Origin of the sequence: Streptococcus sinensis (genome assembly GCF_000767835.1) — a bacterium.
In the GTDB taxonomy this organism is placed as follows: domain Bacteria; phylum Bacillota; class Bacilli; order Lactobacillales; family Streptococcaceae; genus Streptococcus; species Streptococcus sinensis.
In genome coordinates this window covers 16,316-42,525 of the sequence record NZ_JPEN01000063.1, presented here as the reverse complement: position 1 = coordinate 42,525, position 26,210 = coordinate 16,316, and the positions used below count along the sequence as shown (strand labels likewise).

The following is a 26,210-nucleotide window of genomic DNA, read 5'->3' as shown; positions in this document are numbered from 1 at the left end:
ACAACAAAATAGGCTCCATAATCCCTGCGGTGGATTTACCCACTACAGAAATTATAGAGCCGTATTTTTCTTTAAGCAAATTTTAAGATAAGCGCGTTATACTAATATCATCAAATGAGGACCTCCTAACTTTGTTTGATAGAAATCCTAAGACTTTTTCATAATAATCTCCCAAAAAGACCACCCAATCGGGCGGTCTTTTTTTGTGTTCAGACGCGTGTCAGATTTGCTTCTTCTGCTCTATTTTCTGCTATAATAGTTCTATGAGTAGAATTTTAGATAATGAATTGATGGGTGATGAGGAATTGGTGGAACGCACTCTTCGCCCTCAGTATTTACAAGAATATATCGGCCAAGACAAGGTCAAGGATCAGCTGAAGATTTTTATTGAAGCAGCTAAGCTGAGGGATGAGGCATTAGACCACACCCTGCTTTTTGGTCCCCCGGGTCTAGGGAAGACGACAATGGCCTTTGTCATTGCTAATGAACTAGGTGTTAATCTCAAACAGACTTCAGGTCCAGTTATTGAAAAGGCTGGCGACTTGGTAGCGATTCTCAATGATTTGGAGCCAGGTGATGTTCTTTTTATAGATGAGATTCATCGCTTGCCAATGGCGGTAGAGGAAGTGCTTTACAGTGCCATGGAAGATTTTTACATTGACATTATGATTGGCTCAGGCGAGACCAGCCGTAGCGTCCATCTGGATTTGCCGCCTTTCACTCTGATTGGGGCGACCACTCGGGCAGGCATGCTGTCCAATCCTCTGCGGGCTCGCTTTGGGATTACTGGTCACATGGAGTATTATGAAGCTGGCGACTTGACTGAAATTGTCGAGCGGACGGCAGAGATTTTTGAGATGGATATTACCCACGAGGCTGCTAAGGAACTGGCCTTGCGCAGCCGAGGGACACCGCGGATTGCCAACCGTCTGCTCAAGCGGGTGCGGGACTATGCGCAGATTATGGGGAATGGTCTGATTGATGATAAGATAACCGATCAGGCCCTCACCATGCTGGACGTGGATCAGGAAGGGTTAGACTACGTAGACCAGAAGATTTTAAAGACTATGATTGAGGTCTACGATGGCGGTCCAGTGGGGCTGGGTACTCTCTCGGTCAATATCGCCGAGGAGCGTGAAACGGTGGAGGACATGTATGAGCCTTACCTGATTCAGAAAGGCTTTGTCATGCGGACTCGGACTGGGCGCGTGGCGACTCGTAAAGCTTATGAGCATTTAGGGTATGAATATATGAAGGAATGATGGACTGTCATTCCTTTTCATGATATTCTGATTTGGAGTTATAATATAATAGGGGTAAAGGAGGATATAGAAAATGCCAACAAATAGATTCACAAAAGACCGTAAAAGTCTGCTCATCGTTTTACTTTTGGCGATCACCACATCAGGAGGTATATTGCTGTTCAGTATGCTTGGCAAATTTAAAGAAGAACGCCGCAATCGGGAGTACGAAGTAAGCCTTGTCAAGGCACTGAAGAATTCTTATGAGGGGATTGAGGAAGTTAAGATAACGAATCCTAATTTCACGGAAATTTTAGAATCATGGTCTTGTGATGTAGATATAAGATTTAAAGATGGAGAAAAAATCGTATATGGAATCAATCATCGCTTAGAATTTTCAGAAAATTATGAAGGGGTAATGAAAGGAAAGACAGATGAAGAAATTGATCAGCAATGGGAGAGGCTTCAAAGTCATAGGGGGAAAACTTCATCCAAAATATTAGTTATCTATTCTAATAGCGAGAGAGGAGAAGTATAATGTCGTTTAATTATACAGATGAACAATTGAATGGTTTGAATCAGGATTATGCTGTCTACAGTGTGAATAAAGACTTTTCAGATCGGAATAAACAGAAATTAGCGACGTCTAATCCAAAGAATAATAACGAAACCGACACCATTACGACTTCAGATGGTCAGGAATTTCGTGTTATTGCGACTAAGGCAGATCCTAAGACAGGTTTTGATGGTATGGCAGTTGCGCCGATTGTCAATGGTAAACCGGATTATAAAAGCGTTGCTGTTGTTGCAGCAGGGACGGATCCTAAAAACAAAGAATATCTTTATCTTAGTGTGAATTAGTTATAATTTATAGTAGAATAAAGATAAAGGAGAAAGCAGATGAAAAAACGAACTTCAAAATGGCTCATCTTGTCCATAGTTGGCATAGCATTAGTGATACTAGGAGGTATGCAAATGTTTAGATTAAAAACAGAAGAAGAACGCCGCAACCGAGAGTATGAAGTGAGCCTTGTCAAGGCACTAAAGAATTCTTATGAGGGGATTGAGGAGATTAAGATAACGAATCCTGATTATACTTATCCACCTGGATCTTGGTCCTGTGATGTAGATATTCGATTTTCAGATAAACAGGAAATAAAATATAGAATAGGACATTCTTTAGAGGAGACACAAAATTATAATGGCTCTATTACCAATGAGCAAGATAAATTTTTAAATAAAAGAAGAGGAGAAACTGTTTCTGAGGTTGTAGTTTATTATTCCAATGGGGAAGAAAGAGAAAAAATGACATATATTTACACTGATAAAGAGTTAAATTATTTGAACAAATACCCAAATGTATATAGTGTTGCTCCAGATTTTGCTAAAAGAAATGGTTACTCAGTTGTTGTCAGTTCACCAGATCCAAATCCTGCTCTTGATGCTTTGAAGGAAGTCAATGAAATCAAAGTTGACAAACAAGAGTTTCAAGTCATTGCGACCAAATCTGACCCTGAAACTGGGTTTGATGGTATGGCAGTTGCACCGATTATCAATGGCAAACCGGATTATAAAAGCGTTGCTGTTGTTGCAGCAGGGACGGATCCTAACAGTCTGGTTAATAAATTTGGTCCGCTTTCGCGTGATGTTTTCACTGCTTTATCACCTCTTTCACCCCAGTACGAGGTGGCGGACAAGTTTGTTAAGGAGATTATGGATAACCCCAAATATGAGGTTAGTCAGTTGACCGGCTACTCACAGGGATCCTATATGCTTAAAATTGGCGCTAAATATCACATTCCAACTACTACTTTCAACACATGGTTCTTGTATTCCCATTTTTCAGAAGCAGAAAAAGAATATATTCAAAATAATCCAGCTATGTTTGCCGATTATCGTAAGCGTCATGATAATGTTGTTGTTTATAACGATGGCAATATCCCAGAGCTTTTAAATTTCAAAAGCGATTTAACTAGGATATATTGGGTAGATTACAAGGGAGATAGTCACAACATTTATGATTGGGTATTTGATCCCGTAACAGGTCAAGTGATTGATGGTAAAGGTGGCAAACCTTTGACTAGTGGAGTTTTTAGAGCCTATACCAACAGTTTGCGCGGGATGTCCCATTATCGAGAGCTGAAGGGCAAGTGGGCTTCGAATCGCATCAGCAGTTCAGAAGAGATTTATCTGGATGCGGCCCAAGGTCAGATCTTGTCATCGAACATGGTGGCCGCTGCGCGGACTGGAGCAGATGAAGTCGCTACATTGGCTAAAGTGGCCAAGGAAGAAATAGGGGCTCTCTGGTCTAAGATTGATTTTGGTAGCTATACAGCTTTGTCAGCTGATGAGGTGGAAGCGATTTTTGCCAGTCAAGGTGTGACGTGAGCACAATATGTAGATGCATTTGAAGCTGAGATTAATCACACTGACGCTCAGATGTCGGATTCGGCCGCAGCTTTTGAGCGGCTAGATAGTCAGCTACAGGCTGCTATTGATCAAGTATTGACAACGGATGCGCAATTAGCTAAGGAGTTTCAGCAATGGAAGGCAGAAATGTAAGTTGGGAAACTGTCGACAGAAAAGAGAAGGAGTTGATTGAGTTTGAGGAGAAACACCTTCTTGAAAAGAAAAATTTTGAAACTCGTTTTCGGGAGTTAGATGAACGCTCTGAACGATTACACAGAGCCGTAGATGAAGAGGCCGACAAGATGTATCAAACATTGAAACGATTCTCTGCTTCCTCAAGTGATTTGAGAGATTGCTTTTCTGAGATAGAAAATTTACGATGGCAGTCGGAATTAGCCTATAAACGGAAGCGAGCCGACTTGGAAGAGGAAGAAGATGAGTGGGAGAAAGCTTTTCGTCGGAAACGCAATGACTTAGAGGAAGAATATAATCAGTTGAGGAGAGATTATGCAAGTGCCAATCAATGAATATTATACTGATGTAGAGTACGAGTACGCTCTAAGGCAAATGTATAGAATGATGGAGAGAAATCGAATTCTAGCAGAAGCCAGAGTCGCAAATGCTGATCGTGATCAGCTGAAAGAAAGTTTTAAGTCAAATGCTAAGGTTATAGCTAGAGATACTAAGGTAGCTATCACGAGTATCAACGCTCAGATGGATACAGCTATTCGAGGCAATATTCGTAAGAGTCTTGAGACATATGTTCCCAATATGCTCGCTAAGTATGATAGCGTAGGAGAACGATAGATACCCCCCGCCTTATTTGGAGGAATGATGACAGACGAGGAAATTTTAGAGAGACTTAGTCAGGATCAGAACATCCGAAGGATTTTGGAAATTATTCGCACTCTACAGCTTCAGGATTCTTGGCTAGCCGCTGGATGCGTGAGAAATTTTATCTGGAATATCTTGTCTGGCAAATCAGGCTTTGACCCCAACACGGATGTAGATGTGATTTTCTTTGATCCGACTATTTCTTATGAACAAACCTTGCAGTTGGAAATGGAGCTAAGGGAAACTTTTCCCGATTATCGTTGGGAATTGAAAAATCAAGTCTATATGCACATCCATAGTCCCAATACCCAGCCTTATAGCTGCTCAAAAGATGCTATGACTCAGTACCCTGAGCGCTGTACGGCCATCGGCCTGCGCTTGATAGCAAATGATAAACTGGAACTTTTTGCTCCCTATGGTTTGGAGGATATTCGAGCATTTCAGGTGCGACCAACGCCACATTTTTTGGCGGATGAGGAGCGAAAAAAGCTCTATGCTCAAAGACTCAGCAAGAAAAATTGGCAAGATAAATGGCCACAATTAAGTTTTGTATTTCCTTCTGAGGAAAAGAAATCCTCGATTTAAACAAGTATTCTTTTTAAATTTTAGTATCTTACCGCCCAATGTGGTGGTTTTTCATTTCTCGGCGCCGCTGTTACAGAATAATCGAGAAAGAACCGCAGTTTTCTTTTTATTTTGATATAATAGACTTATGAAGAAAATTGTATTTGTTTGTTTGGGAAATATCTGCCGCAGTCCGATGGCAGAGTTTGTAATGAAAAGTTTGTCCGATGGTCTGCAGATTGAAAGCCGGGCGACGTCTAATTGGGAGCACGGCAATCCCATTCATCAAGGAACCCAAGCAATTTTTAAGAAATATGCTATTTCTTATGATAAAGGAAAAACTTCTCAGCAGATTTCAGCTCAGGATTTTGCAGAATTTGACTATATTGTCGGCATGGATGAGTCCAACATTCGCGATTTGCGGCGGATGGCGCCGGCAGATTTTCAGGATAAAATCTACCAGTTTGCCGAATTTGGTGTACCGGATCCCTGGTACACAGGCGATTTCGATGAAACTTATGAACTGATTTTGGCTGGTTGCCACAGTTGGCTAGAGCGATTAAATGGGTGAAAAATGGATAAAATAAAAGAATTTTACGATAAATACAAGGTCTATCTGACTCGTCAAAATCTAGAAATAGCCGCAGTGACCGTCATCGTGCTGTCAGCTATTCTAGTTTTTACATCAAATATTCCTAGCAAGGGTGTACTGACGCTGGATCAGGGAAATATCAAATACGAAGGCAGTCTTGTCCACGGGAAAATGAACGGCCAAGGCACTCTTGCTTTCAAAAATGGGGACAGCTATACAGGGAACTTCAAAAATGGTATTTTCAGCGGCAAGGGTACCTTTACTTCACAGTCCGGTTGGAAATATGAGGGCGAATTTGTCAATGGCCAGGCCGATGGCAAAGGCAAACTAACGACAGAAGGCAATGTTATCTACGAAGGGACATTCAAGCAAGGGATTTATCAAAATGCGCATTAGATGGTTTTCACTGGTCAGGATTACTGGACTGGTCTTAGTTTTACTCTATCATTACTTTCAGGGTGTCTTCCCTGGAGGTTTTATTGGAGTGGATATCTTTTTCACTTTTTCAGGATTTTTGATTACCTCGCTGTTGATTGATGAGTTTGCGCGGAACAAGACGATTGACATTTTGGGCTTTCTGAAACGGCGCTTTTATCGCATCGTTCCTCCCCTAGGGTTTATGATTTTGGTCATCATGCCCTTTACTTTGTTGATTCGTCGAGATTTTATAGCAGGTATTGGTACTCAGATTGCGGCTGCTCTTGGCTTTGTGACCAATTTTTATGAAATGCTGTCGGGCGGAAGTTATGAAAGTCAGTTTGTACCGCATTTGCTGATTCACACTTGGAGTTTGGCGCTAGAAGTGCACTACTATGTTTTATGGGGATTGGCTGCCTGGGGACTTAGCAAGCTCAGCAAATCAGTCGCTCAGTATCGAGGGATGATTTCTCTCGCTTCAGCAGCTCTCTTTCTGCTCAGCTTCTTTTCTATGTTTATTGGAGCTTTCGTTAGCAAAAACTACTCTAATATTTATTTTTCAAGTCTGACTCATGTTTTTCCTTTCTTTGCAGGGACAGCACTTGCGACTTTTTCTGGAGTCGGAAATGTTGGCGTTCAGATGAAGAAACTGGAAAAAATTGTCAACCTCAAGCAAGTATTAGCTGCTCTGGGCGGAAGTTTTGCCATTCTTATCTTACTCAGTTTCATTTTGAAATTTGACAGCTTGTGGACCTATTTATTTGGTTTTATGGCTTCGACGCTTCTGGCCTGTGTCATGATAGCAGCAACCCGCATGTTGCACGACAGATTGCCAGATGTGAAGGAGCCCGAATTTGTCAACTTTATCGCAGATACCAGTTATGGCGTCTATCTCTTCCACTGGCCTTTTTACATCATCTTTACCCAGCTGATGAGCAATGGCTGGGCTGTGCTGTTGACAACAATTTTGAGTTTCAGCTTTGCAGCTCTCTCTTTCTATATTTTGGAGCCTACTCTGGCAGGACGACAACCAAAGATTATGGGAACCGAGATGGATTTATCATCTATTACTAAGCCGGTCTTCTACAGTTTCATTCCGCTGACACTTATTCTGTTTTCTATCACCGTGACAGCGCCATCTGTCGGAGCCTTTGAGGAAAGCCTGATTGTCAATGCTTTAAATCAGGCAGATACGAAAATGCAGGCAACTCGCAGTCATGTGGATCAAACAACAGCCACAGATTATAATGTAGCTGCAGGCACAACCATGATTGGGGATTCGGTTGCCCTTCGCTCAAGTGAATGGCTGCAACAAGTGATTCCGAATGTTCAATTAGATGCTATCGTCAGCCGGAATTTTAATTCGGGATTTGAAGTGTATCAAAACGATATTTCTAATCATCTTCTTTTAAAAAATGTTGTATTGGCTTTGGGGACTAATACAGTTGACAATTATGAAGAGATGCTAAACCAGTATATTGAGAACCTGCCAAAAGGTCATACTCTGATTCTGGTAACTCCTTATGACGGACGCACGGCCGGAGACTCCAATAGCATTCTGGTTAAAACGCGGCAGTACGAATTAGAGCTTGCCCAGAAGTATGATTTTGTTCATGTGGCAGACTGGTATCAAGTAGCTATAGACAATCCGCAGATTTGGGCTGGTACAGACTATGTTCATTATGGTTCAGATACAGAATCAATGAAAGAAGGCGGACTTCTCTATGCCAATACGATTAAACAAGCGTTGGATCAAGCCGAGGCCGGAAACGTTAAACCATAAAGATAGCTCGGATTAACCGAGCTATCTTTAGTCACTGTATGAAAGCGCTTTCCGACATTTTAAGAAGTATGTGAAATAATAAAAACACAGAAAATAAATTTCACAAGCGATAAGCGGAAACCGTGAATTTAGAGGGGGTGATAATTTACTTCACAAAGTTTCCAATAAAGTATGTGAAATTTTGTTGAAAGTGTTTACAAATACAGGCAAATAAGGTATAATGTTATTGTGAAAATTTTAACAAAGGCTGAAGATTCTTCAAGCCTTCTAAGAAACCATTGGAGGACTATGATGGCGGATAAAAAAATTGTAACACCTGAGGAAAAGAAATTGGCTGCTGAAAAGCATGTTGATGAACTTGTTCAAAAAGGTCTGGTAGCTCTTGAAGAAATGAGAAAATTGAACCAAGAGCAAGTGGATTATATTGTAGCAAAAGCTTCAGTTGCTGCTTTGGATGCTCACGGAATCCTTGCTCAACATGCTGTTGAAGAAACTGGACGTGGTGTATTTGAAGACAAGGCAACAAAAAACCTTTTTGCCTGCGAACACGTTGTCAACAATATGCGTGGAGTTAAAACTGTTGGTGTCATTGAAGATGATCCGATTACTGGCTTAACTAAAATTGCAGAGCCTGTCGGAGTAGTCTGCGGGATCACTCCAACGACCAACCCAACTGCAACAGCAATTTTCAAATCATTGATTGCTTTGAAGACACGTAATCCAATCGTCTTTGCTTTCCACCCATCTGCACAAGAATCTTCAGCTCACGCAGCGCAAATCGTACGCGACGCAGCGATTGCAGCAGGAGCTCCTGAAAACTGTGTGCAATGGATTACACAACCATCTATGGAAGCGACAGGTGCGCTTATGAACCACGATGGTATTGCTACGATCCTTGCGACCGGTGGGAATGCCATGGTTAAGGCTGCTTACTCATGCGGAAAACCAGCTCTTGGGGTTGGTGCCGGAAACGTGCCTGCCTATGTAGAAAAATCTGCAGACCTTCGTCAAGCAGCACATGACATTGTTATGTCTAAATCATTTGACAATGGAATGGTCTGTGCATCTGAACAAGCTGTTATCATTGACAAGGAAGTTTATGACGAATTTGTAGAAGAATTCAAGTCATACCACACTTATTTTGTAAACAAAAAAGAAAAAGCCCTTCTGGAAGAATTCTGCTTTGGCGCTAAAGCAAACAGCAAAAACTGTGCTGGTGCTAAACTAAATGCAAATATTGTAGGGAAACCAGCTGCATGGATTGCAGAACAAGCAGGCTTCAAAGTACCAGAAGGTACAAACATCCTGGCTGCAGAATGTGCGGAAGTAGGTCCAAATGAGCCATTGACTCGCGAAAAACTTTCACCAGTTATTGCTGTCTTGAAAGCTGAAGATACAGAAGACGGTCTTACAAAAGCTCGTCAAATGGTTGAATTTAACGGACTTGGTCACTCAGCTGCTATCCATACAAAAGATGAAGCTCTTGCTAAACGCTTTGGTACTGAAATCAAAGCTATGCGGATTATCTGGAACTCTCCATCTACTTTCGGTGGTATTGGGGATGTATATAATGCCTTCATTCCATCCTTGACACTTGGATGTGGTTCATACGGACGTAACTCAGTTGGTGATAACGTTAGCGCTATTAACCTCTTAAACATCAAGAAAGTAGGGAAACGTAGAAATAATATGCAATGGTTTAAAGTTCCTTCAAAAATTTACTTCGAGCGCAACTCTATCCAATACCTTCAAACATGTGAAGATATTGAACGCGTTATGATTGTTACCGATAAGTCCATCGAAAAACTTGGTTTTGTTCAACGTGTAATTGACCAGTTGAATCTCCGTAAGAACAAAGTGACAATCCAAGTCTTCTCAGATGTAGAGCCAGATCCAGATATTACAACTATCCGTCGTGGTACAGAAGAAATGCGTGCCTTTGAACCAGATACAATCATCGCACTCGGTGGTGGCTCTCCAATGGACGCTGCTAAGGGTATGTGGATGTTCTACGAACAGCCAGAAGTTGACTTCAGCGACCTTGTTCAAAAATTCATGGATATCCGTAAACGTGCCTTCAAATTCCCATCACTTGGTAAGAAAGCTAAATATATCGGTATCCCTACAACATCTGGTACAGGTTCAGAAGTGACTCCATTTGCCGTTATCTCTGATAAAGCAAACAACCGCAAATACCCACTTGCTGACTATGCTTTGACTCCAACCATTGCGATTGTTGACCCTGCTTTGGTAGAAACTGTTCCAGCATTTATCGCAGCAGATACCGGTATGGACGTATTGACCCACGCGACTGAAGCCTATACTTCTAACTTTGCTAACGACTACACAGATGGTATTGCCCTTCAAACTATCAAATTAGTCTTCAAATATTTGGAAAAATCTGTGAAAACAGCTGATCCAGAAGCTCGCGAAAAGATGCACAACGCTTCTACAATGGCTGGTATGGCCTTTGCCAACGCCTTCCTTGGAATGAGCCACTCAATGGCCCACAAGATCGGTGGTGTGCACCACACTATTCACGGACGGACCAATGCAATCTTACTTCCATACGTTATCCGCTACAACGGTACTCGTCCATCTAAGACAACGACTTGGCCTAAGTACAACTACTGGAAAGCTGATGAAAAATTCCAAGACATCGCTCGTATGCTTGGCTTGCCATGCTCAACTCCTGAAGAAGCGGTTGAAGCATATGCCAAAGCTGTTTACGACCTTGGTGAAGCAGTTGGTATTACAATGAACTTCAAAGGATTCGGAATTGATGAGAAGACTTGGAAGGACAGCTTGCATGAAATTGCTCTTCTAGCTTATGAAGACCAATGTTCACCAGCTAACCCACGCTTGCCAATGGTAGCTGATATGGAAGAAATCATGGCTGACGCTTACTATGGCTATGCAGAACGTCCAGGACGTCGCAAATAATATAGTTATCAACCACAAGGTAGGAGAAATCCTACCTTTTTTTGGCGTGATTGGAGGAATTATTTTTTTGGCGTGATTGGAGGAATTATGATATAATAAGAAAATAAAAAAGTTTGGTAATTAAATTATTTATTTTTCAAACAATAATGAGGGTTCTAGTTGATGAATAATGTTGGTAAAAGAATAGAGGAGTTACGCAAAAAGAAGGGTTTGAGCCGTCCGGCCTTTTGTGATGATGAATCTGGTTTGTCTGTCCGCCAGTTGGCACGTATCGAAAAAGGAGAGTTTCATCCCACTCTGAAAACTCTGGAGCATATCGCAGAAAAATTGGAGATTCCAGCCTATATCCTCATGCCTGACTATCAAGAGTTGCCAGAGCGTTATAAGGAAATCAAGTACTTTCTGCTTCATCACCCTGACTATGGGGATAAGGAACTGCAAGAACAAAAAGATGCGTATTTTGATGAAATCTTTGAGGACTTTTATGACAATCTTCCAAGAGATGAGCAGATAATGATTGATTGCTTGCAGGCGATTGAGCAGGTGCGGGCAGGCCAAAATTCATTATATGGTCAAGGTGTGTTGGAGAATAGTTCTGACAATCTAGTCGACATAGAACCGTTTCATACTAGTACATTATTGAAATTAAGACTTTATTTTCTCTGTGCATTAATGGATGGATTGAATTCAGGATTTATAAAAGAAACTACGCAAGAAGAAATTGTTCTTCTATTTAAAAAACTATGTCATCAAATAGAAGAAACTGAATTGGAAGATTTATATTTATTGCGGGATGCTCTGTTTGCAGCACTGTGCTGTTTGGAGCTTGTTGGAGAGTTCTCCTATTTCAAGATGGCAGTAGATAAGTTAAATTATATTATGAATAGAACCCGAGATTTTCAAAAGAAACCATTAATTTTAATGGTTGAGTGGAAATATTATATTCAGTGTGATTTTAATGAGGCAAATCGTAAGTATCAAGAGGCGAAAATGGTTGCTCAAATATTTGGAAATGAGGAATTGATAACGAGTCTTGATAGAGAATGGCAGGAAGATATAAAAAAATATATTCGATAGTTTGTGAATAGTGACATCAATGTCTTGAAAAATAAAACTTTTGGTATTTTTATTAGTAATTGCCGAAAGTTTTTTGTTTTGTTCGGATTTTACTATCTATTTGTTAAAAAATAAGTGACATTTCTGTCATTGGTGATTTTTTGTTGCGCTGATATAATTATTTTTGTAAGTAAGACATCAGAAAGGAAAAGCAAATGTTTAAATTTTTTAGTTTGCTAAGCTCTATCAGTTGGTGGAAGTAAATACAAAAAATTACTGTGTGGTAATACTCGAACGATTCAATAATGTACCAAATTTTTACAGAGGTGGCGTACGAGATGTATTGGTCATTCGACAGTCATACGATACTCTTATACAAGTGGAGATAAGGATCAATGGCTACTTGTTAGACTTGATTACGGTTAAAAGAAATATTCTTAGAGTTTATACTTTGAAAAATCTCTCTCCAACTGCAAGAATTACAGTATCAGATATCACAGAGGGACTTGATATGACTCTGAAATACAATCGTACATTTAGGGATTTTGATTTTTTTGAAAAATTAAAATAGGTTTGAAAAAGGAGAAGAGGCATGAGGCAGACAATTTATACACCAGTGTATCAAAAACTGTCATTCAAATGTAAGCATCCGTGTTTTACATTTATCGTTAAATGATAGTAATTCACATAACATAAAGAATTTGGAGAACAAAACGCATGAAACATCAGTTAGCTAATCATTGGATTTTGGAAGACAGTGACTTCATAACGAAACAATCTTATCCAAAGCCATGGTTAAAAAGAACAAAATAGATTAAAGGAGACATAAAATGGCAAAACAAATTAAAAAAGTATCGAAACGCAATACCATTAACCTCGGTATTATCAGCTATACCTATACCCGTGGCCGTCATTCAATTTAAGTAAGTAGCATACAATTGAAGGTCTTAGTTTTATTAATAGTTAATTTTATATTAACTATTAATAAAATGGAGCTTAATGTAAGTTATTTAAGCTCTATTTTATTAATAAGTGAATCAGGAGATGACAATGACACTATTTAAAGCAATATTTAAATCTGTTTTTAGCAGAAGGGATGTTAAAATATTTTTAATTTTTATACTTCTTCCTTTATTAGTTCCACTTTTAACAGAATTTATGGACGGGACGAGCACAGGTTTGGCAGGGAATTTTTCAGAGTTTCTTGCTACAACCATTAGCACTCAATATCGTTTGATATTGCCTAACTTATTATTCTCACTCGTTATATCCTCTGTTTTTAAAGATGAAATTGATTCGGGGATTCTATTTCTATACAAAGACATCAATCGCTCACAGATTTTTAAAGCGAAGTTAGGCAGTTTATTAGTTGTATATGTTTTATTTCTACTAGGAACGGTTATGACAAGCGTGCTATCTTACTACGGTATATTATTCTCACAAGGAGCTGTTCCTGCTAACTTTATTTCTGAAAAAGTTCCAGATATTTTTTCGACAATTTTTTCATTGTTATCTACTATTAGTTTGAATCTGATTACACTACTATTAGTAGTAATGATTTCGGTGACTTCAAAAACGGTTCAAACAGTTTTAACGGGAGTGTTCTTTTCGCTAGCTGCCTCAGTTGCTCCTGTGTTGATTGGGATTAACTATTTGTTTCCAAACGGCTATGCAGACTTGTCCCAAGAGAATTTTCCACTAGCTTGCTTAGTTGCGGTAGGAATATCAGTTCTTTATATACTCTTCTTTTACATCAAAGGAAAACAGAAATTTAAACATATAGAATTTTAGGAAACATGATGAAATATAATCTTCTATCTTTAATGACACCAATCAGTTTAATTGGTATAGCATTTCTAGTCTATTCATTAGGAACTTCTATCGTATTTATAAGTTTTAGCCAACAGCTACAGTTGTCTTATCTTATTGCCCTCATTTGTTTTATGCCAATTGGTTTTATGCTTATTCCTCATACTTTCTCATTGAAATATGGTCTCTACTCAAAGGAAACAGATGTAGTTTTTCACTGGCAGTCCTATCTATGTCTTGCCTTGCTTATCTTTCTTGTCAATCATTATTTTTTAAAAAGCGATGAGTATTTTCATCAAATGGTGATTTCCATGTGCGAGGAGTTTCTATTTCGATTTGTCATCTATAAAGTGTTGAGAAACAATTATTCCCGCCTTTGGTCAATCATTATTGCGTCATTGTTATTCGGTATTTTACTTCATCTAAACTATCCTATGATAGACAATCTACTCATCAGAACCCCATTGGGTATTCTATTTTCAATTTTGGCGACAAAATTTGGTTTGGAGTACGCTATCGGTGGACATTGGATTTACAATCTTTATCAATCAATTATTTAATCTAAGGAGAAAAAATGTTATTACTTTTACTTGCTGTTGTGATTTATGCAGTGCTGGCACTTGCTACAAGTTACTTACTACCTTTTTTATCAGTCCCTTTAGTTTTATTAGTTATTTATGCACTTCCTTTACTCTTGAATTTTATCGTTTATAAAGTTCAAAAAGGAGAATGGAAATTTTGGACAGCTCTTGTTTTACCAACTGTATCAGTGGCTGCGTATCTTTTATTTGCTTATCTGACCTCATCAAATGGTACTTGGATAGAGTTTGCTCAGATGAATATGATATCAGATGAAGATATGCAACTAGATATTGCACTGAACTTATTTGATGGTTCACAGATTTTGTTTATTAGTTTGCTATTTTACGGAGTGTCATTAGCATCGCATTTTATTTCAAATAAGGTTTCCAGTAAGGGGGTAAAACATGCTTAAAATTGAAAATCTGTCAAAACAGTTTAAAGGAAATGATTTTTATTCTCTATCAGACGTCTCTCTTGAAATTGGGAAAGGAGAAATTGTTGGTTTAATTGGTAAGAATGGAGCCGGAAAATCGACTTTGATGAAAATGATGGCAAAATCTCAACGACCAACATCTGGGACAATAACATATAGAGGTATTGATATTAATAGCAAAGATAATGTGTTGGAAGATTTTGGGATTATGATTGATCCAGTTTTCTACCCAGAAATGTCTGTGATGGATAATTTAAAATTTTATCTCAAATTACACGGGAAGCAGGAATTGTACCCAAATATCGAAAAAACACTTCGTTTAGTAGAACTTTGGGAAGCTCGCAACCGTAAACCGAAAGGTTTCTCGTTTGGGATGAAACAACGGACAGCTTTAGCGATTGCTTTAGTAGCAGAACCTGATTTTCTAATTCTAGATGAGCCGTTTGTTGGCTTAGATCCTATTGGTGTTCAAAAATTAATTGATATTTTGAAACAGTGGTCAAGTGAACGTCAGATTTCTATGTTGATTTCAAGTCATCAGTTAGGTGAGTTAGAGGCCTTGTGTAATCGATATGTATATATTGAAGGTGGGAAATTGGTGGATTCGTTTGAAGGGAAAGAGCAGCCAAGTGTAGTTGTTCACCTACATCCTAGCGCAAATACTGCATTACTAGACAGTTACTTATCATCTGATGTGATGCTTGAGGGTAGGCTATTGGACATTTCTACAGCTAGTAGTCGCTCTACTTTAAATGAAATCTTTAAGGTTCTTGCAGAGAATGATATGATTGAATCGATTGATGTCAAAGAAAATCATCTCAAGGAAGTATTTATGAAAGGATAATGATGAAGAATATTTTTTCAGCAGTATTTGAATCGGTCTGGAAGCGAAAAGAAACGAAAATTTTTCTTGCTTTTAGTTTTTATCCACTCGTTTATTTAGTGGCTTCTTTCTTTGGAGAGTCTAATTTTATGCAAATTGCAAATGCGGATGGTAGTAAGGTTGCCTACATTGACTTTGCAGATATGATGCTTAATTCGATGGATATGATGATTTTGCCGACTTTAGCCCTATACTTTTTGACAATTTCTGTTTTCAGGAGAGAAACGGATGATCATACGATGTTTCTCTACAAGGATATTGATAGAAAATCTATTTACTTCTCAAAATATTTTAGTCTTCTCCTTATTCTTTCTATTTATTTTGCATTATTTTTTGCTTCTTCTTTGCTTGTTCATTACACACGAGTCGTACATATGGAGTTTGGGACAACTCAAATTGTATCGGATACACTTTACTATACTTTGTTAGAGATGGTTAGTATTTTCACAGTATTCTTAAAAGGAGTTTTAGCTATTTCTGTAGCAGCCTTTGCCTCTTTACGTTTTGGGACTGGGACAACTATGACAATTGCCATTGTATTGACAGTAACAATGATGATTCTATCAGCAATAGGGGGCCCAATTGCAGCACTCTTGCCAACAGGTTACCAGCAGTTTACGCAGACAGTTGAAAACATCTGGATTGGATTGGTTGGGCCAGTGACGGTAACGGCAGTCTATGGTCTTGTTTTGAACACCTTAAGTATAAAAAAATTTAAAAGTCTGGAGTTTTAAGGATGAACAAAAAACTCTTGAAGTTGATTATCAAGTACCTCAATAAGCCAAAATTTCTTTTTGGCTTAGGCTTGAGCTTTATTGGAACGATTATGAGTTTATTTATTTCACAATTTATGGGGAACTTACTGAATAAGGAATTTTTAACCACGCTGTTTTTAGTAATGTAATCTCAAAAAATAGGTCAGGGAACTTCTCCGACCTATTTTTGAAACTAGTTTCAGATATGATGGAGGATTTTCTAGAAATAGAAACTAAATTCTTAATATTGCAAAGGATTGAAAAAGGGAAGGTGCTGTGCTATTATTTTTGTAAGGGTTTACAAAAATAATAGTGTTGGAGGATAAGATGCGCAACCCAGATTTATTAGCAGAAGCAAAGGATTATAGAGGCAGAGATGAAGTTCCAGCGGATTTTGATGCTTTTTGGGATCAGCAGATTCGTAGTCTGAGTGATTTGTCGGACTATCAGCTGATTGAAAAAGATTTTCAAATTGCTGGGGTGACCTGCTATGAGCTAGTTTTTGAGGGGACGAATCAAGGGCGAACCTATGCACGTATGGTCCTTCCCAGATCTAGTAAAAAAGTTCCGATTATCTTTCATTTCCACGGTTATATGGGGCGTGGCTGGGATTGGGCCGATATGCTAGCTTATACGGTTGCTGGCTATGGTGTCGTATCCATGGATGTACGCGGCCAGTCAGGTTATTCCTTGGATGGAGGGGCGCCTGTAAGGGGCAATACGGTCAAGGGTCAGATTATCCGTGGGGCAGTGGATGGACGAGAGCGTCTCTTTTATAAGGATGTCTATCTGGATATTTACAGCTTGATTGAGATTGTGGCGAGTTTGGACTTTGTGGACGAGGAGCATCTATCCAGTTATGGGGCTTCTCAGGGCGGAGCCTTGGCTTTGGTGGCAGCGGCTCTCAATCCGCGCATTAAGCAAACAGTATCTATCTATCCTTTCTTGTCAGATTTTCGGCGGGTGCTAGAGATTGGCAATACCAGCGAGGCCTATGATGAGCTCTTTCGTTATTTTAAATTCCACGATCCTTTCCACGAAACAGAGGATGAGATTATCCAGACCTTGTCCTATATCGATGTAAAAAATATGGCTCACCGCATTCAAGGGAGCGTGCGGATGATAACGGGACTGGCTGACGATGTTTGCTATCCGATTACCCAGTTTGCGATTTACAATCGGCTGGAGTGTACTAAGGAGCACCATCTCATGCCAGAGTACGAGCATGAAGCCATGAATGTCTATGTCAATGATAGGGTCTTCAACTGGCTTTGTGGCTCAAAGATTGACCATCTTTCTTTGCTGGAAGTTTTTAAAGACTGGTAAGAACAGATAGTACTGAGAAAGAAACCAAGCCTGAGATTATGAGAATCTCAGGCTTTTTATGATAAATGTTTAAAAATATATTGTAACTTTTTTGTTCAAAAACACTTCGAAGGCTGAAAGTAGTTTCAGCTTTTAAGAAAGGAAGTCGGTTTTTAGAAACTAAAATCTAAATCACAAAACTTATTGAAAGCGCTTTATTTTTTGTATATAATGACATTATAAAAGAACGGAGAAAACATAGAAAAAGGAGAGATTATTTATGTCACAGATTAGCAAAGATCAATTAATTGCAAAAATCAAAGATGGCATTATCGTTTCCTGTCAAGCTCTGCCTCATGAGCCCCTCTATACGGAGGCTGGTGGGGTCATCCCTCTCTTGGTCAAGGCAGCTGAAGAAGGTGGGGCAGTTGGTATTCGAGCCAACAGCGTGCGAGACATCAAGGAGATTAAGGAAGTAACCGAGCTCCCGATTATCGGGATTATCAAACGGGACTATCCGCCACAGGAGCCTTTTATCACTGCGACTATGCGGGAAGTGGATGAGTTGGCTGCCCTTGATATAGAGGTCATCGCTCTGGACTGCACCCAGCGAGAACGCTATGATGGTTTGAAGATTGAGGAGTTTATCCGCCAAGTCAAGGAGAAATATCCGCAGCAACTGCTGATGGCCGACATCAGTACCTTTGAGGAAGGCGTGGCAGCTGTAGCAGCTGGTGTTGACTTTGTCGGTACAACCTTATCAGGCTACACTTCCTACAGTCCCAAGGTAGACGGACCAGACTTTGAACTGGTCAAGAAGCTTTGTGATGCGGGAGTAGATGTGATTGCTGAGGGCAAGATTCACTATCCAGATCAAGCCAAGCAAATCCATGATTTGGGTGTCCGCGGTATTGTAGTAGGCGGAGCCATTACTCGGCCAAAGGAAATCACCGAGCGTTTCGTTGCGGCAGTAAAATAAAGTGAGGTAAAGCAATGACGACCTTAAAGTTAAATAAGCTCTACAAAAAATATCCTAATAGTGATTTCTACTCTGTAGAAAATTTCGACTTGCAAATCAAAGATAAAGAATTTATCGTCTTTGTTGGTCCTTCTGGATGTGGAAAATCTACGACCTTGCGCATGATTGCTGGGTTGGAGGATATCACCGAGGGTGAGCTCTATATTGATCAGACTCTGGTCAATGATATTGCTCCCAAGGACCGTGATATCGCCATGGTCTTCCAGAACTATGCCCTCTATCCGCACATGACAGTCTATGACAACATGGCTTTCGGGCTCAAGCTTCGCAAGTACAGCAAGGAAGATATTGACAAGCGGGTTCATGAAGCGGCGGAAATTCTGGGGTTGAAAGAATTCTTGGATCGCAAACCGGCCGATCTTTCTGGCGGCCAGCGTCAACGGGTAGCAATGGGACGGGCCATTGTCCGAGATGCCAAGGTCTTCCTGATGGATGAGCCTTTGTCAAACTTGGATGCGAAACTACGGGTATCCATGCGTGCTGAGATTGCTAAGATCCACCGCCGTATCGGAGCAACCACTATCTACGTTACCCACGACCAAACCGAGGCAATGACCTTGGCCGACCGCATTGTTATCATGTCGGCGACTAAAAATGAAGCAGGTACGGGAACTATCGGTCGTATCGAGCAAGTTGGAACTCCGCAAGAGCTCTACAACGAACCAGCTAACAAGTTTGTTGCAGGCTTTATCGGTAGTCCAGCTATGAACTTCTTTGAAGTGATGGTATCTGGTCATCAACTGACTGATGGTGATCAACTCAATCTTACCCTGACAGGTGGTCAAGAGAAGCTTTTGACAGAAAAAGGCTACCAAGGTAAGAAAGTCATCTTGGGTATCCGACCAGAGGATATATCAGCGGACTTGATTGTAGAAGATACCTTCCCTGGTGATGTGGTTGAGGCGGAAGTTGTCGTGTCAGAGTTGCTGGGTAGTGACTCAGTGCTCTACTGTAAGGTGGGTAGCCAAGAGTTTTCAGCCAAGGTAGATGCTTCCAATTATCTGGAGCCGGGTTCGAAGCTTCGCTTCACCTTCAAATTACCTAAGAGTCATCTGTTTGATAGTGAGACTCAAAAACGAATTACTTTGTAAAACAACCTAAAATGAACTGACTGACTTTATTTTAGGATAAAAGAAACGTCACAGAGAAGGAGTGATCAGACTTTTAAAAGTTTAGGATTTTAATCAAATATAGATGGACATTTATCCCAAGGAATAACACAGGAAAAACGACTAATTATTTCATCAGTCAAATATGCAGATAAAAGCTGTTCAGGTCAGCTTGGTATCTTAATTTTAAAGGAGAAAAACAAATGAAAATGAAGAAATTGCTTTGTTCATTGGTAGCAGGAGCTGCAGTGCTTACGTTAGCAGCTTGTGGAGGTGGCGGCTCAGATAAAGCGGCTAGCTCTGGTGACAAATCTGGCAAGACAGAAATTACTTGGTGGGCATTCCCAGTCTTTACTCAAGAAAATGCCAGCGATGGTGTGGGAACTTATGAAAAATCCATCATTGAAGCATTTGAAAAAGCAAATCCAGACATTCATGTCAACTTGGAAACAATTGACTTCAAGTCAGGTCCAGAAAAAATTACGACAGCTATCGAAGCTGGAACAGCACCAGACGTACTCTTCGATGCACCAGGCCGGATTATTCAATACGGTAAAAACGGTAAGTTGGCAGACTTGAACGACCTCTTCACAGATGATTTCGTCAAAGATGTTAACAACGACAACATTATCCAAGCCAGCAAGGCTGGAGACAAAGCTTATATGTATCCAATCAGCTCTGCTCCATTCTACATGGCAATGAATAAGAAAATGTTGGAAGATGCAGGTGTTCTCAACCTAGTTAAAGAAGGATGGACAACAGCTGACTTTGAAAAAGTATTGAAAGCGCTTAAAGAAAAAGGCTATACACCTGGATCTCTCTTCAGTAACGGTCAAGGTGGTGACCAAGGAACTCGTGCCTTCATCGCTAACCTCTATGGTGGATCTGTTACAGATGAAAAAGTAACTAAATATACAACTGATGATCCGAAATTTGTCAAAGGTCTTGAAAAAGCAGTGAGCTGGATCGACGATGGCCTCATGATGAATGGTTCTCAATACGATGGCGGAGCAGACATCCAAAACTTCGCTAACGGTCAAACTTCTTACACTGTTCTTTGGGCACCAGCACAAAATGGTATTCAAGCTAAACTTTTGGAAGCAAGCAAAGTAGAAGTGGTAGAAGTACCATTCCCATCAGACTCAGGCAAACCAGCTCTTGAATACCTTGTAAACGGCTTTGCAGTCTTTAACAACAAAGACGACAAGAAAGTAGAAGCAGCTAAGAAATTCGTGCAATTCATCGTTGATGACAAAGAGTGGGGTCCTAAGAACGTTGTTCGTACAGGTGCCTTCCCAGTTCGTACATCATTTGGCAAACTCTATGATGACAAACGTATGGAAACAATCAGCAGCTGGACTCAATACTACTCACCATACTACAACACCATTGACGGCTTTGCAGAAATGAGAACACTTTGGTTCCCAATGTTGCAATCTGTATCTAATGGAGATGAAAAAGTTGAACCTGCTTTGAAGACATTTACTGAAAAAGCAAACGAAACGATTACTAAAAAATAAGCAAGTTTAAAATCCGCCCCTTTTTCTGTTGTCAGTCTCTAAAAATAGAAAAAGGGGTATTTTGTTAGAAAATCTTGAAAGAGGGGTACCTCATTGTGAAAGTCAATAAAATCAGAATGAAAGAAACCCTAGTATCATATGCGTTTTTAGCTCCAATTCTGGTATTCTTTACAGTATTTGTTTTAGCGCCTATGATAATGGGATTTATCACTAGTTTCTTTAACTATACAATGACTTCATTTACATTCGTTGGTTTTGATAACTATATTCGGATGTTCAATGATCCAGTTTTTGTGAAGTCGCTCATTAATACAGTCATTATTGTAATCGGCTCTGTGCCGGTAGTTGTGCTCTTCTCTTTGTTTGTAGCTTCACAGACCTATGAGATGAATGCTGTTTCTCGCTCCTTTTACCGTTTTGTCTTCTTCCTACCGGTTGTGACAGGTAGTGTTGCCGTGACGGTAGTGTGGAAGTGGATCTACGATCCCCTGTCTGGTATTTTGAACTTTGTTTTGAAATCTGGTCACATCATCAACCAAAACATTTCTTGGTTGGGAGACAAACAGTGGGCCTTGGCTGCTATCATTGTTATTTTGCTGACAACATCTGTCGGTCAGCCAATCATTCTCTACATTGCAGCTATGGGAAATATCGACAACTCTCTAGTGGAGGCTGCGCGTGTGGATGGGGCGACAGAGATGCAAGTCTTTTGGAAAATCAAATGGCCGAGCCTTTTGCCAACAACGCTCTATATCGCTATCATCACAACTATTAACTCATTCCAGTGTTTCGCCTTGATTCAGCTGTTGACATCAGGCGGACCAAACTATTCAACTAGTACGCTTATGTACTATCTATATGAAAAAGCCTTCAAGCTATCTGAATATGGCTATGCAAACACCATGGGAGTCTTTCTGGCGATTATGATTGCGATTATCAGTTTCGCCCAGTTCAAGATCCTCGGTAATGATGTGGAATATTAAAGAAAGGAGCAGGAATATGAAACCTCAAAAAATTAGTTCATTCAAAGTGTTCTCATCTGTGATTTTAGCACTTTTGACCGTGCTCTTTATCTTTCCATTCTACTGGATTCTGACTGGGGCATTTAAATCTCAGCCGGATACAATTATGATTCCGCCTCAATGGTGGCCACAAAACCCGACAGCAGAAAACTTCCAGCAATTAGCCGTTCAGAATCCAGCTTTGCAGTGGATGTGGAACAGTGTCTTCATTTCGCTGGCGACCATGTTCTTGGTTTGTGCGACATCATCTTTAGCTGGTTACGTTTTGGCTAAGAAACGCTTTTACGGGCAACGGATTCTCTTTGCCATCTTTATCGCAGCTATGGCCTTGCCTAAGCAGGTTGTCCTAGTACCTCTAGTGCGGATTGTCAATTTCATGGGAATCCACGATACCCTTTGGGCAGTGATTTTACCTTTAGTTGGCTGGCCTTTCGGGGTCTTCCTTATGAAGCAGTTTAGTGAAAATATCCCGACAGAGCTTCTGGAATCAGCTAAGATCGACGGTTGTGGTGAAATCCGGACCTTCTGGAGTGTAGCCTTTCCTATCGTCAAACCAGGCTTTGCTGCTCTGGCAATCTTCACCTTTATCAACACTTGGAATGACTACTTCATGCAGCTCGTAATGTTGACCTCGCGGAATAATCTGACGATTTCGTTAGGGGTTGCGACTATGCAGGCTGAGATGGCAACCAACTACGGTCTGATTATGGCCGGTGCGGCTTTGGCGGCAGTGCCAATCGTAGCAGTTTTCCTCATCTTCCAAAAATCCTTCACCCAAGGGATTACTATGGGAGCTGTCAAAGGATAAGGCGCTCAATAGAGGAAATAAAACTATGATTTTTGATGATTTAAAAAATGTAACTCGGTACAAGGGCCTTCATCCGAATCTGGATAAAGCGATTGATTATCTCTATGAGCACCGCAAAGACAGTTTTGACTTGGGACGCTATGAAGTGGATGGAGATAAGGTCTTTCTCTTGGTTCAGGAAAACACGCTTAATCAAGAGACCAATGATCAATTTGAATATCATAAAAAATATGCAGATTTTCATCTGTTAGTAGCAGGGCATGAATATTCTGCCTATGGTAGCCAGATGGTTGATGAGGCAGCGGCTTTTGATGAAGAGGCAGATATCGGCTTTGTTCATTGTCAAAATCGTTATCCTCTCTTGTTGGGTTACCATAATTTTGCGATTTTCTTTCCAGGAGAGGCCCATCAGCCAAATGGCTATGCGGGTCTGGAAGAAAATGTCAGAAAGTATCTTTTTAAAGTTTTAATAGACTAGCCCTAGGTTAGCGAGATTTTTGAGTGTGCCAGGCTGGCAGAGAAAGGAGAAACTTATGTCAGATAAAGGAACAGGACTCATCAGAGCTATATTTGATACGGATAATTTTTTCATGCAAATCTGTGAGAAAATCCTGGATTTGATAACGGTCAATCTTCTCTTTCTCTTGTCTTGTCTGCCCTTGGTGACCATTGGGATTGCCAAGATCAGCCTCTATCAAACACTTTTTGAAATCAAGGGAAACCGTCGAGTAAAAGTAATCAGAACTTACACTCGAATCTTTCGAGAAAATTGGAAGCAAGGACTCAAACTGGGCTTGCTGGAATTGGCTTTAGTCGGCTTCAGTCTCTTTGACCTCCTGCTTTTTCGGACGCAGGAAGCCCTGTCTTTCCAAGTTTTAAAGGCGGTTTGTTTTGGAATGATTATTTTTACAATCCTGCTTTCTCTTTGCGTTTATCCCTTGGCTGGTAAATTTCTCATGTCTTTTAGAGACGTTTTACAGACCAGCCTAGTGATTGTAAGTCTGAATTTCCCTTGGTTCTTTGTCATGATGGCACTTATAGCCGCGATCCTTGTCATCATCTATAGTTCAGGCTTTGTGTTGCTGTTAGGATTTTCTCTCTTTGCCTTTATCGGCTTTGCAGGTCTGGCTTTTTTGCAGCTTCCTATTTTGGAAAAAATCTTCGCTAAATACAGCAGTCTATAATCTACAATTAGTACATTTGGAGAAAATTTGAAAATGAAAGATTTAAAGAAATATCACGGTGTCATACCGGCTTTTTATGCCTGTTATGACGAGGAGGGTGAAATCAGCCCGGAGCGGACTCGCGCTTTGGTGGAGTATTTCATCGACAAGGGCGTGCAAGGTCTCTATGTCAACGGCTCGTCAGGCGAATGTATCTACCAGAGCGTGGCCGACAGAAAAGTAATTTTGGAAGAGGTAATGAAAGTTGCTAAGGGCAAACTGACCATCATTGTTCACGTAGCCTGCAATAATACTAAAGACAGTATTGAGTTAGCCAAACACGCTGAAGCTCTAGGAGTTGATGCCATTGCGGCTATTCCGCCGATTTATTTCCGTCTGCCAGAATACTCTGTCGCTCAGTACTGGAATGATATCAGTGCGGCTGCCCCATATACTGATTTTGTGATTTATAATATTCCGCAATTGGCTGGCGCAGCACTGACTCCGAGCCTTTATAAGGAAATGCTGAAAAATGAGCGCGTGATTGGGGTGAAAAATTCCTCTATGCCAGTTCAGGATATCCAGACTTTTGCAGCACTTGGAGGCAGTGACCATTTGGTCTTTAACGGTCCAGATGAGCAGTTCTTGGGCGGTCGTCTCATGGGAGCTGCAGCTGGAATTGGTGGCACCTACGGGGCTATGCCAGAGCTCTTCCTCAAGCTTAATCAGCTGATTGCAGACAAGGAACTAGAAAGAGCCAAAGAGCTGCAGTTTGCCATTAACGACATTATCGGCAAGCTAACCAGTGCTCATGGCAATATGTATGCTGTTATCAAAGAGGTTCTCAAACTCAACGAAGGCCTGAATATTGGATCTGTCCGTGCTCCTTTGACACCAGTCGTAGAAGCAGACCGTCCAGTCGTAGAAGCAGCAGCGGCCTTGATCTGTGAGACCAAGGAGCGCTTCCTCTAAAAAGAAAGAAGGATGCTTATGGGAAATTATGTTACGATTGATATTGGCGGTACCAATATCAAATACGGCCTGATAGACGACAAAGAAACGCTAGTAGAAGCCCATGAAATACCTACGGAAGCCCATAAGGGTGGTCCAGAGATTATGCGTAAGGTTCAAAAGATAGTTGCTGATTATGCGCAGACTGGTTCGATTGAGGGGATTTGTATCTCCTCAGCTGGAATGGTTGACCCAGACAAGGGAGAAATCTTTTACGCTGGTCCTCAGATTCCTAACTATGCTGGGACGCAATTTAAGAAGGCCTTGGAGGAGGAATTTTCTATCCCTTGCGAGATTGAGAATGACGTCAACTGTGCCGGTCTGGCTGAGGTCATGTCTGGCCATGGTAAAGGAGCAAAAATTGCTGTCTGTCTGACGATTGGGACAGGGATTGGAGGCTGTCTAGTAGCGGATGGTCAAGTTTTTCACGGCTTTAGTAACTCAGCCTGCGAAGTAGGCTATCTGCACCTGCCGGATGGAGCCTTTCAGGATGTGGCTTCGACCACAGCCTTGGTCCAATATGTCGCTGACTTGCACGGAGATGATCCCTCTCTCTGGAATGGCCGCAGGATTTTCAAAGAAGCGACCGAGGGCAATACCTTCTGTATCAAAGGAATTGACCGCATGGTAGGCTATCTGGGGCAGGGCATTGCCAATATCTGCTATGTCGTCAATCCAGAAATCGTCATCTTGGGTGGTGGTATCATGGGGCAAGAGGCCATCCTCCGACCGCGTATTCAAGCGGCTCTCAAGGCTGCTCTGGTGCCGAGCATAGCTGAGAAGACCAAACTAGCCTTTGCCTATCACCAAAATACAGCGGGCATGTTTGGGGCCTACTACCACTTTAAAAATAAACATCAGTAATCCAAGTAAACCTGGGGAGTGACCTCAGGTTTCTTGTGTTTTAGTAATGCTTCTTCCATCGACAGTTA

General features: G+C 40.7%; 26 protein-coding genes and 2 pseudogenes. All 28 read left to right on the top strand.

Annotated features, from left to right (window positions below; translation table 11 throughout):
• The first annotated feature begins 263 nt into the window (after positions 1 to 263).
• The 28 genes and pseudogenes from ruvB to SSIN_RS05075 all read left to right on the top strand — a co-directional run bounded on the left by ruvB (position 264) and on the right by SSIN_RS05075 (position 26,142).
• Complete coding sequence (ruvB, locus tag SSIN_RS05205; RefSeq protein ID WP_037616515.1) at positions 264 to 1,262, top strand: Holliday junction branch migration DNA helicase RuvB; 999 nt, start codon at positions 264 to 266, stop codon at positions 1,260 to 1,262.
• 73 nt (positions 1,263 to 1,335) lie between these two features.
• The gene (locus tag SSIN_RS05200) at positions 1,336 to 1,779 is read left to right on the top strand and encodes a hypothetical protein (RefSeq protein ID WP_037616513.1); all 444 of its coding nucleotides are present in this window, start codon (positions 1,336 to 1,338) and stop codon (positions 1,777 to 1,779) included.
• Positions 1,779 to 2,066: pseudogene (locus SSIN_RS05195) on the top strand (hypothetical protein); the annotation flags it as partial. The gene SSIN_RS05200 and the pseudogene SSIN_RS05195, both read left to right, overlap by 1 nt.
• Positions 2,067 to 2,141: 75 nt before the next feature.
• Positions 2,142 to 2,546: pseudogene (locus tag SSIN_RS11145) on the top strand (hypothetical protein); the annotation flags it as partial.
• 1,134 nt (positions 2,547 to 3,680) lie between these two features.
• The gene (locus SSIN_RS11040; protein ID WP_280513235.1) at positions 3,681 to 3,803 is read left to right on the top strand and encodes a hypothetical protein; all 123 of its coding nucleotides are present in this window, start codon (positions 3,681 to 3,683) and stop codon (positions 3,801 to 3,803) included.
• Positions 3,785 to 4,177: a hypothetical protein gene (locus SSIN_RS05185; protein ID WP_037616507.1), complete on the top strand. Its 393-nt coding sequence runs from the start codon at positions 3,785 to 3,787 to the stop codon at positions 4,175 to 4,177. The genes SSIN_RS11040 and SSIN_RS05185 overlap by 19 nt, the downstream gene beginning before the upstream one ends.
• A complete protein-coding gene (locus SSIN_RS05180; RefSeq protein WP_037616505.1) occupies positions 4,158 to 4,457 on the top strand; it encodes a hypothetical protein in 300 nt (99 codons plus the stop codon). The genes SSIN_RS05185 and SSIN_RS05180 overlap by 20 nt, the downstream gene beginning before the upstream one ends.
• A 24-nt stretch (positions 4,458 to 4,481) precedes the next feature.
• Positions 4,482 to 5,069, top strand: a complete 588-nt coding sequence (locus SSIN_RS05175; protein ID WP_037616503.1) for a nucleotidyltransferase family protein — start codon at positions 4,482 to 4,484, stop codon at positions 5,067 to 5,069.
• A 127-nt stretch (positions 5,070 to 5,196) separates the two neighbouring features.
• Complete coding sequence (locus tag SSIN_RS05170) at positions 5,197 to 5,619, top strand: low molecular weight protein-tyrosine-phosphatase (protein ID WP_037616500.1); 423 nt, start codon at positions 5,197 to 5,199, stop codon at positions 5,617 to 5,619.
• Between the two features lie 3 nt (positions 5,620 to 5,622).
• The gene (locus SSIN_RS05165; protein ID WP_037616498.1) at positions 5,623 to 6,036 is read left to right on the top strand and encodes an MORN repeat-containing protein; all 414 of its coding nucleotides are present in this window, start codon (positions 5,623 to 5,625) and stop codon (positions 6,034 to 6,036) included.
• On the top strand, positions 6,026 to 7,840 hold the full coding sequence (locus SSIN_RS05160) for an acyltransferase family protein (protein WP_037616496.1): 1,815 nt from the start codon (positions 6,026 to 6,028) through the stop codon (positions 7,838 to 7,840). The genes SSIN_RS05165 and SSIN_RS05160 overlap by 11 nt, the downstream gene beginning before the upstream one ends.
• Before the next feature lie 291 nt (positions 7,841 to 8,131).
• Positions 8,132 to 10,783, top strand: coding sequence for a bifunctional acetaldehyde-CoA/alcohol dehydrogenase (adhE, locus tag SSIN_RS05155; protein ID WP_037616495.1), 2,652 nt, complete (start codon positions 8,132 to 8,134; stop codon positions 10,781 to 10,783).
• Between the two features lie 162 nt (positions 10,784 to 10,945).
• Entirely contained in the window at positions 10,946 to 11,860 is a 915-nt protein-coding gene (locus tag SSIN_RS05150; RefSeq protein ID WP_037616493.1) for a helix-turn-helix domain-containing protein, read from the top strand.
• A gap of 1,029 nt (positions 11,861 to 12,889) precedes the next feature.
• Positions 12,890 to 13,630, top strand: a complete 741-nt coding sequence (locus SSIN_RS05145) for an amino acid transporter (RefSeq protein ID WP_052076763.1) — start codon at positions 12,890 to 12,892, stop codon at positions 13,628 to 13,630.
• An 8-nt stretch (positions 13,631 to 13,638) separates the two neighbouring features.
• Positions 13,639 to 14,208, top strand: a complete 570-nt coding sequence (locus tag SSIN_RS05140) for a CPBP family intramembrane glutamic endopeptidase (protein WP_082757376.1) — start codon at positions 13,639 to 13,641, stop codon at positions 14,206 to 14,208.
• Between the two features lie 14 nt (positions 14,209 to 14,222).
• Positions 14,223 to 14,642 (top strand): Msa family membrane protein, encoded by a 420-nt coding sequence (locus SSIN_RS05135; protein ID WP_037616487.1) that lies wholly within the window; start codon positions 14,223 to 14,225, stop codon positions 14,640 to 14,642.
• The gene (locus tag SSIN_RS05130; RefSeq protein ID WP_037616485.1) at positions 14,635 to 15,507 is read left to right on the top strand and encodes an ABC transporter ATP-binding protein; all 873 of its coding nucleotides are present in this window, start codon (positions 14,635 to 14,637) and stop codon (positions 15,505 to 15,507) included. The genes SSIN_RS05135 and SSIN_RS05130 overlap by 8 nt, the downstream gene beginning before the upstream one ends.
• Positions 15,507 to 16,280 (top strand): hypothetical protein, encoded by a 774-nt coding sequence (locus tag SSIN_RS05125; RefSeq protein ID WP_244880075.1) that lies wholly within the window; start codon positions 15,507 to 15,509, stop codon positions 16,278 to 16,280. The genes SSIN_RS05130 and SSIN_RS05125 overlap by 1 nt, the downstream gene beginning before the upstream one ends.
• A gap of 348 nt (positions 16,281 to 16,628) precedes the next feature.
• Entirely contained in the window at positions 16,629 to 17,627 is a 999-nt protein-coding gene (locus SSIN_RS05120) for an acetylxylan esterase (RefSeq protein ID WP_037616483.1), read from the top strand.
• 259 nt (positions 17,628 to 17,886) lie between these two features.
• Positions 17,887 to 18,585: an N-acetylmannosamine-6-phosphate 2-epimerase gene (locus SSIN_RS05115; RefSeq protein ID WP_037616481.1), complete on the top strand. Its 699-nt coding sequence runs from the start codon at positions 17,887 to 17,889 to the stop codon at positions 18,583 to 18,585.
• 14 nt (positions 18,586 to 18,599) lie between these two features.
• Complete coding sequence (locus tag SSIN_RS05110) at positions 18,600 to 19,736, top strand: ABC transporter ATP-binding protein (protein ID WP_037616478.1); 1,137 nt, start codon at positions 18,600 to 18,602, stop codon at positions 19,734 to 19,736.
• A 221-nt stretch (positions 19,737 to 19,957) separates the two neighbouring features.
• The gene (locus tag SSIN_RS05105; protein WP_037616476.1) at positions 19,958 to 21,274 is read left to right on the top strand and encodes an ABC transporter substrate-binding protein; all 1,317 of its coding nucleotides are present in this window, start codon (positions 19,958 to 19,960) and stop codon (positions 21,272 to 21,274) included.
• A gap of 95 nt (positions 21,275 to 21,369) precedes the next feature.
• Complete coding sequence (locus tag SSIN_RS05100) at positions 21,370 to 22,257, top strand: carbohydrate ABC transporter permease (RefSeq protein WP_037616474.1); 888 nt, start codon at positions 21,370 to 21,372, stop codon at positions 22,255 to 22,257.
• 16 nt (positions 22,258 to 22,273) lie between these two features.
• The gene (locus SSIN_RS05095; RefSeq protein WP_037616472.1) at positions 22,274 to 23,104 is read left to right on the top strand and encodes a carbohydrate ABC transporter permease; all 831 of its coding nucleotides are present in this window, start codon (positions 22,274 to 22,276) and stop codon (positions 23,102 to 23,104) included.
• Between the two features lie 25 nt (positions 23,105 to 23,129).
• The gene (locus SSIN_RS05090) at positions 23,130 to 23,582 is read left to right on the top strand and encodes a NanQ anomerase/TabA/YiaL family protein (protein WP_037616470.1); all 453 of its coding nucleotides are present in this window, start codon (positions 23,130 to 23,132) and stop codon (positions 23,580 to 23,582) included.
• Positions 23,583 to 23,637: 55 nt separating this feature from the next.
• Positions 23,638 to 24,288 carry a DUF624 domain-containing protein gene (locus SSIN_RS05085; protein ID WP_037616469.1) on the top strand — a complete coding sequence of 217 codons (651 nt, stop codon included), beginning with the start codon at positions 23,638 to 23,640 and terminating at the stop codon, positions 24,286 to 24,288.
• A 33-nt stretch (positions 24,289 to 24,321) separates the two neighbouring features.
• Entirely contained in the window at positions 24,322 to 25,239 is a 918-nt protein-coding gene (locus SSIN_RS05080) for a dihydrodipicolinate synthase family protein (protein ID WP_037616467.1), read from the top strand.
• Between the two features lie 18 nt (positions 25,240 to 25,257).
• Complete coding sequence (locus tag SSIN_RS05075) at positions 25,258 to 26,142, top strand: ROK family protein (RefSeq protein WP_037616464.1); 885 nt, start codon at positions 25,258 to 25,260, stop codon at positions 26,140 to 26,142.
• Positions 26,143 to 26,210 lie beyond the last annotated feature (68 nt).

Coding starts and splice junctions, on each gene's coding strand:
- SSIN_RS05085 (WP_037616469.1), top strand. CDS start 23,638: ATGTCAGATAAAGGAACAGGACTCATCAGAGCTATATTTGATACGGAT.
- SSIN_RS05185 (WP_037616507.1), top strand. CDS start 3,785: ATGGAAGGCAGAAATGTAAGTTGGGAAACTGTCGACAGAAAAGAGAAG.
- SSIN_RS05180 (WP_037616505.1), top strand. CDS start 4,158: ATGCAAGTGCCAATCAATGAATATTATACTGATGTAGAGTACGAGTAC.
- SSIN_RS05150 (WP_037616493.1), top strand. CDS start 10,946: ATGAATAATGTTGGTAAAAGAATAGAGGAGTTACGCAAAAAGAAGGGT.
- adhE (WP_037616495.1), top strand. CDS start 8,132: ATGGCGGATAAAAAAATTGTAACACCTGAGGAAAAGAAATTGGCTGCT.
- ruvB (WP_037616515.1), top strand. CDS start 264: ATGAGTAGAATTTTAGATAATGAATTGATGGGTGATGAGGAATTGGTG.
- SSIN_RS05115 (WP_037616481.1), top strand. CDS start 17,887: ATGTCACAGATTAGCAAAGATCAATTAATTGCAAAAATCAAAGATGGC.
- SSIN_RS05145 (WP_052076763.1), top strand. CDS start 12,890: ATGACACTATTTAAAGCAATATTTAAATCTGTTTTTAGCAGAAGGGAT.
- SSIN_RS05095 (WP_037616472.1), top strand. CDS start 22,274: ATGAAACCTCAAAAAATTAGTTCATTCAAAGTGTTCTCATCTGTGATT.
- SSIN_RS05175 (WP_037616503.1), top strand. CDS start 4,482: ATGATGACAGACGAGGAAATTTTAGAGAGACTTAGTCAGGATCAGAAC.
- SSIN_RS05075 (WP_037616464.1), top strand. CDS start 25,258: ATGGGAAATTATGTTACGATTGATATTGGCGGTACCAATATCAAATAC.
- SSIN_RS05105 (WP_037616476.1), top strand. CDS start 19,958: ATGAAAATGAAGAAATTGCTTTGTTCATTGGTAGCAGGAGCTGCAGTG.
- SSIN_RS05200 (WP_037616513.1), top strand. CDS start 1,336: ATGCCAACAAATAGATTCACAAAAGACCGTAAAAGTCTGCTCATCGTT.
- SSIN_RS05160 (WP_037616496.1), top strand. CDS start 6,026: ATGCGCATTAGATGGTTTTCACTGGTCAGGATTACTGGACTGGTCTTA.
- SSIN_RS05120 (WP_037616483.1), top strand. CDS start 16,629: ATGCGCAACCCAGATTTATTAGCAGAAGCAAAGGATTATAGAGGCAGA.
- SSIN_RS05135 (WP_037616487.1), top strand. CDS start 14,223: ATGTTATTACTTTTACTTGCTGTTGTGATTTATGCAGTGCTGGCACTT.
- SSIN_RS05140 (WP_082757376.1), top strand. CDS start 13,639: ATGAAATATAATCTTCTATCTTTAATGACACCAATCAGTTTAATTGGT.
- SSIN_RS05080 (WP_037616467.1), top strand. CDS start 24,322: ATGAAAGATTTAAAGAAATATCACGGTGTCATACCGGCTTTTTATGCC.
- SSIN_RS05125 (WP_244880075.1), top strand. CDS start 15,507: ATGATGAAGAATATTTTTTCAGCAGTATTTGAATCGGTCTGGAAGCGA.
- SSIN_RS05090 (WP_037616470.1), top strand. CDS start 23,130: ATGATTTTTGATGATTTAAAAAATGTAACTCGGTACAAGGGCCTTCAT.
- SSIN_RS05170 (WP_037616500.1), top strand. CDS start 5,197: ATGAAGAAAATTGTATTTGTTTGTTTGGGAAATATCTGCCGCAGTCCG.
- SSIN_RS05130 (WP_037616485.1), top strand. CDS start 14,635: ATGCTTAAAATTGAAAATCTGTCAAAACAGTTTAAAGGAAATGATTTT.
- SSIN_RS11040 (WP_280513235.1), top strand. CDS start 3,681: ATGTCGGATTCGGCCGCAGCTTTTGAGCGGCTAGATAGTCAGCTACAG.
- SSIN_RS05165 (WP_037616498.1), top strand. CDS start 5,623: ATGGATAAAATAAAAGAATTTTACGATAAATACAAGGTCTATCTGACT.
- SSIN_RS05110 (WP_037616478.1), top strand. CDS start 18,600: ATGACGACCTTAAAGTTAAATAAGCTCTACAAAAAATATCCTAATAGT.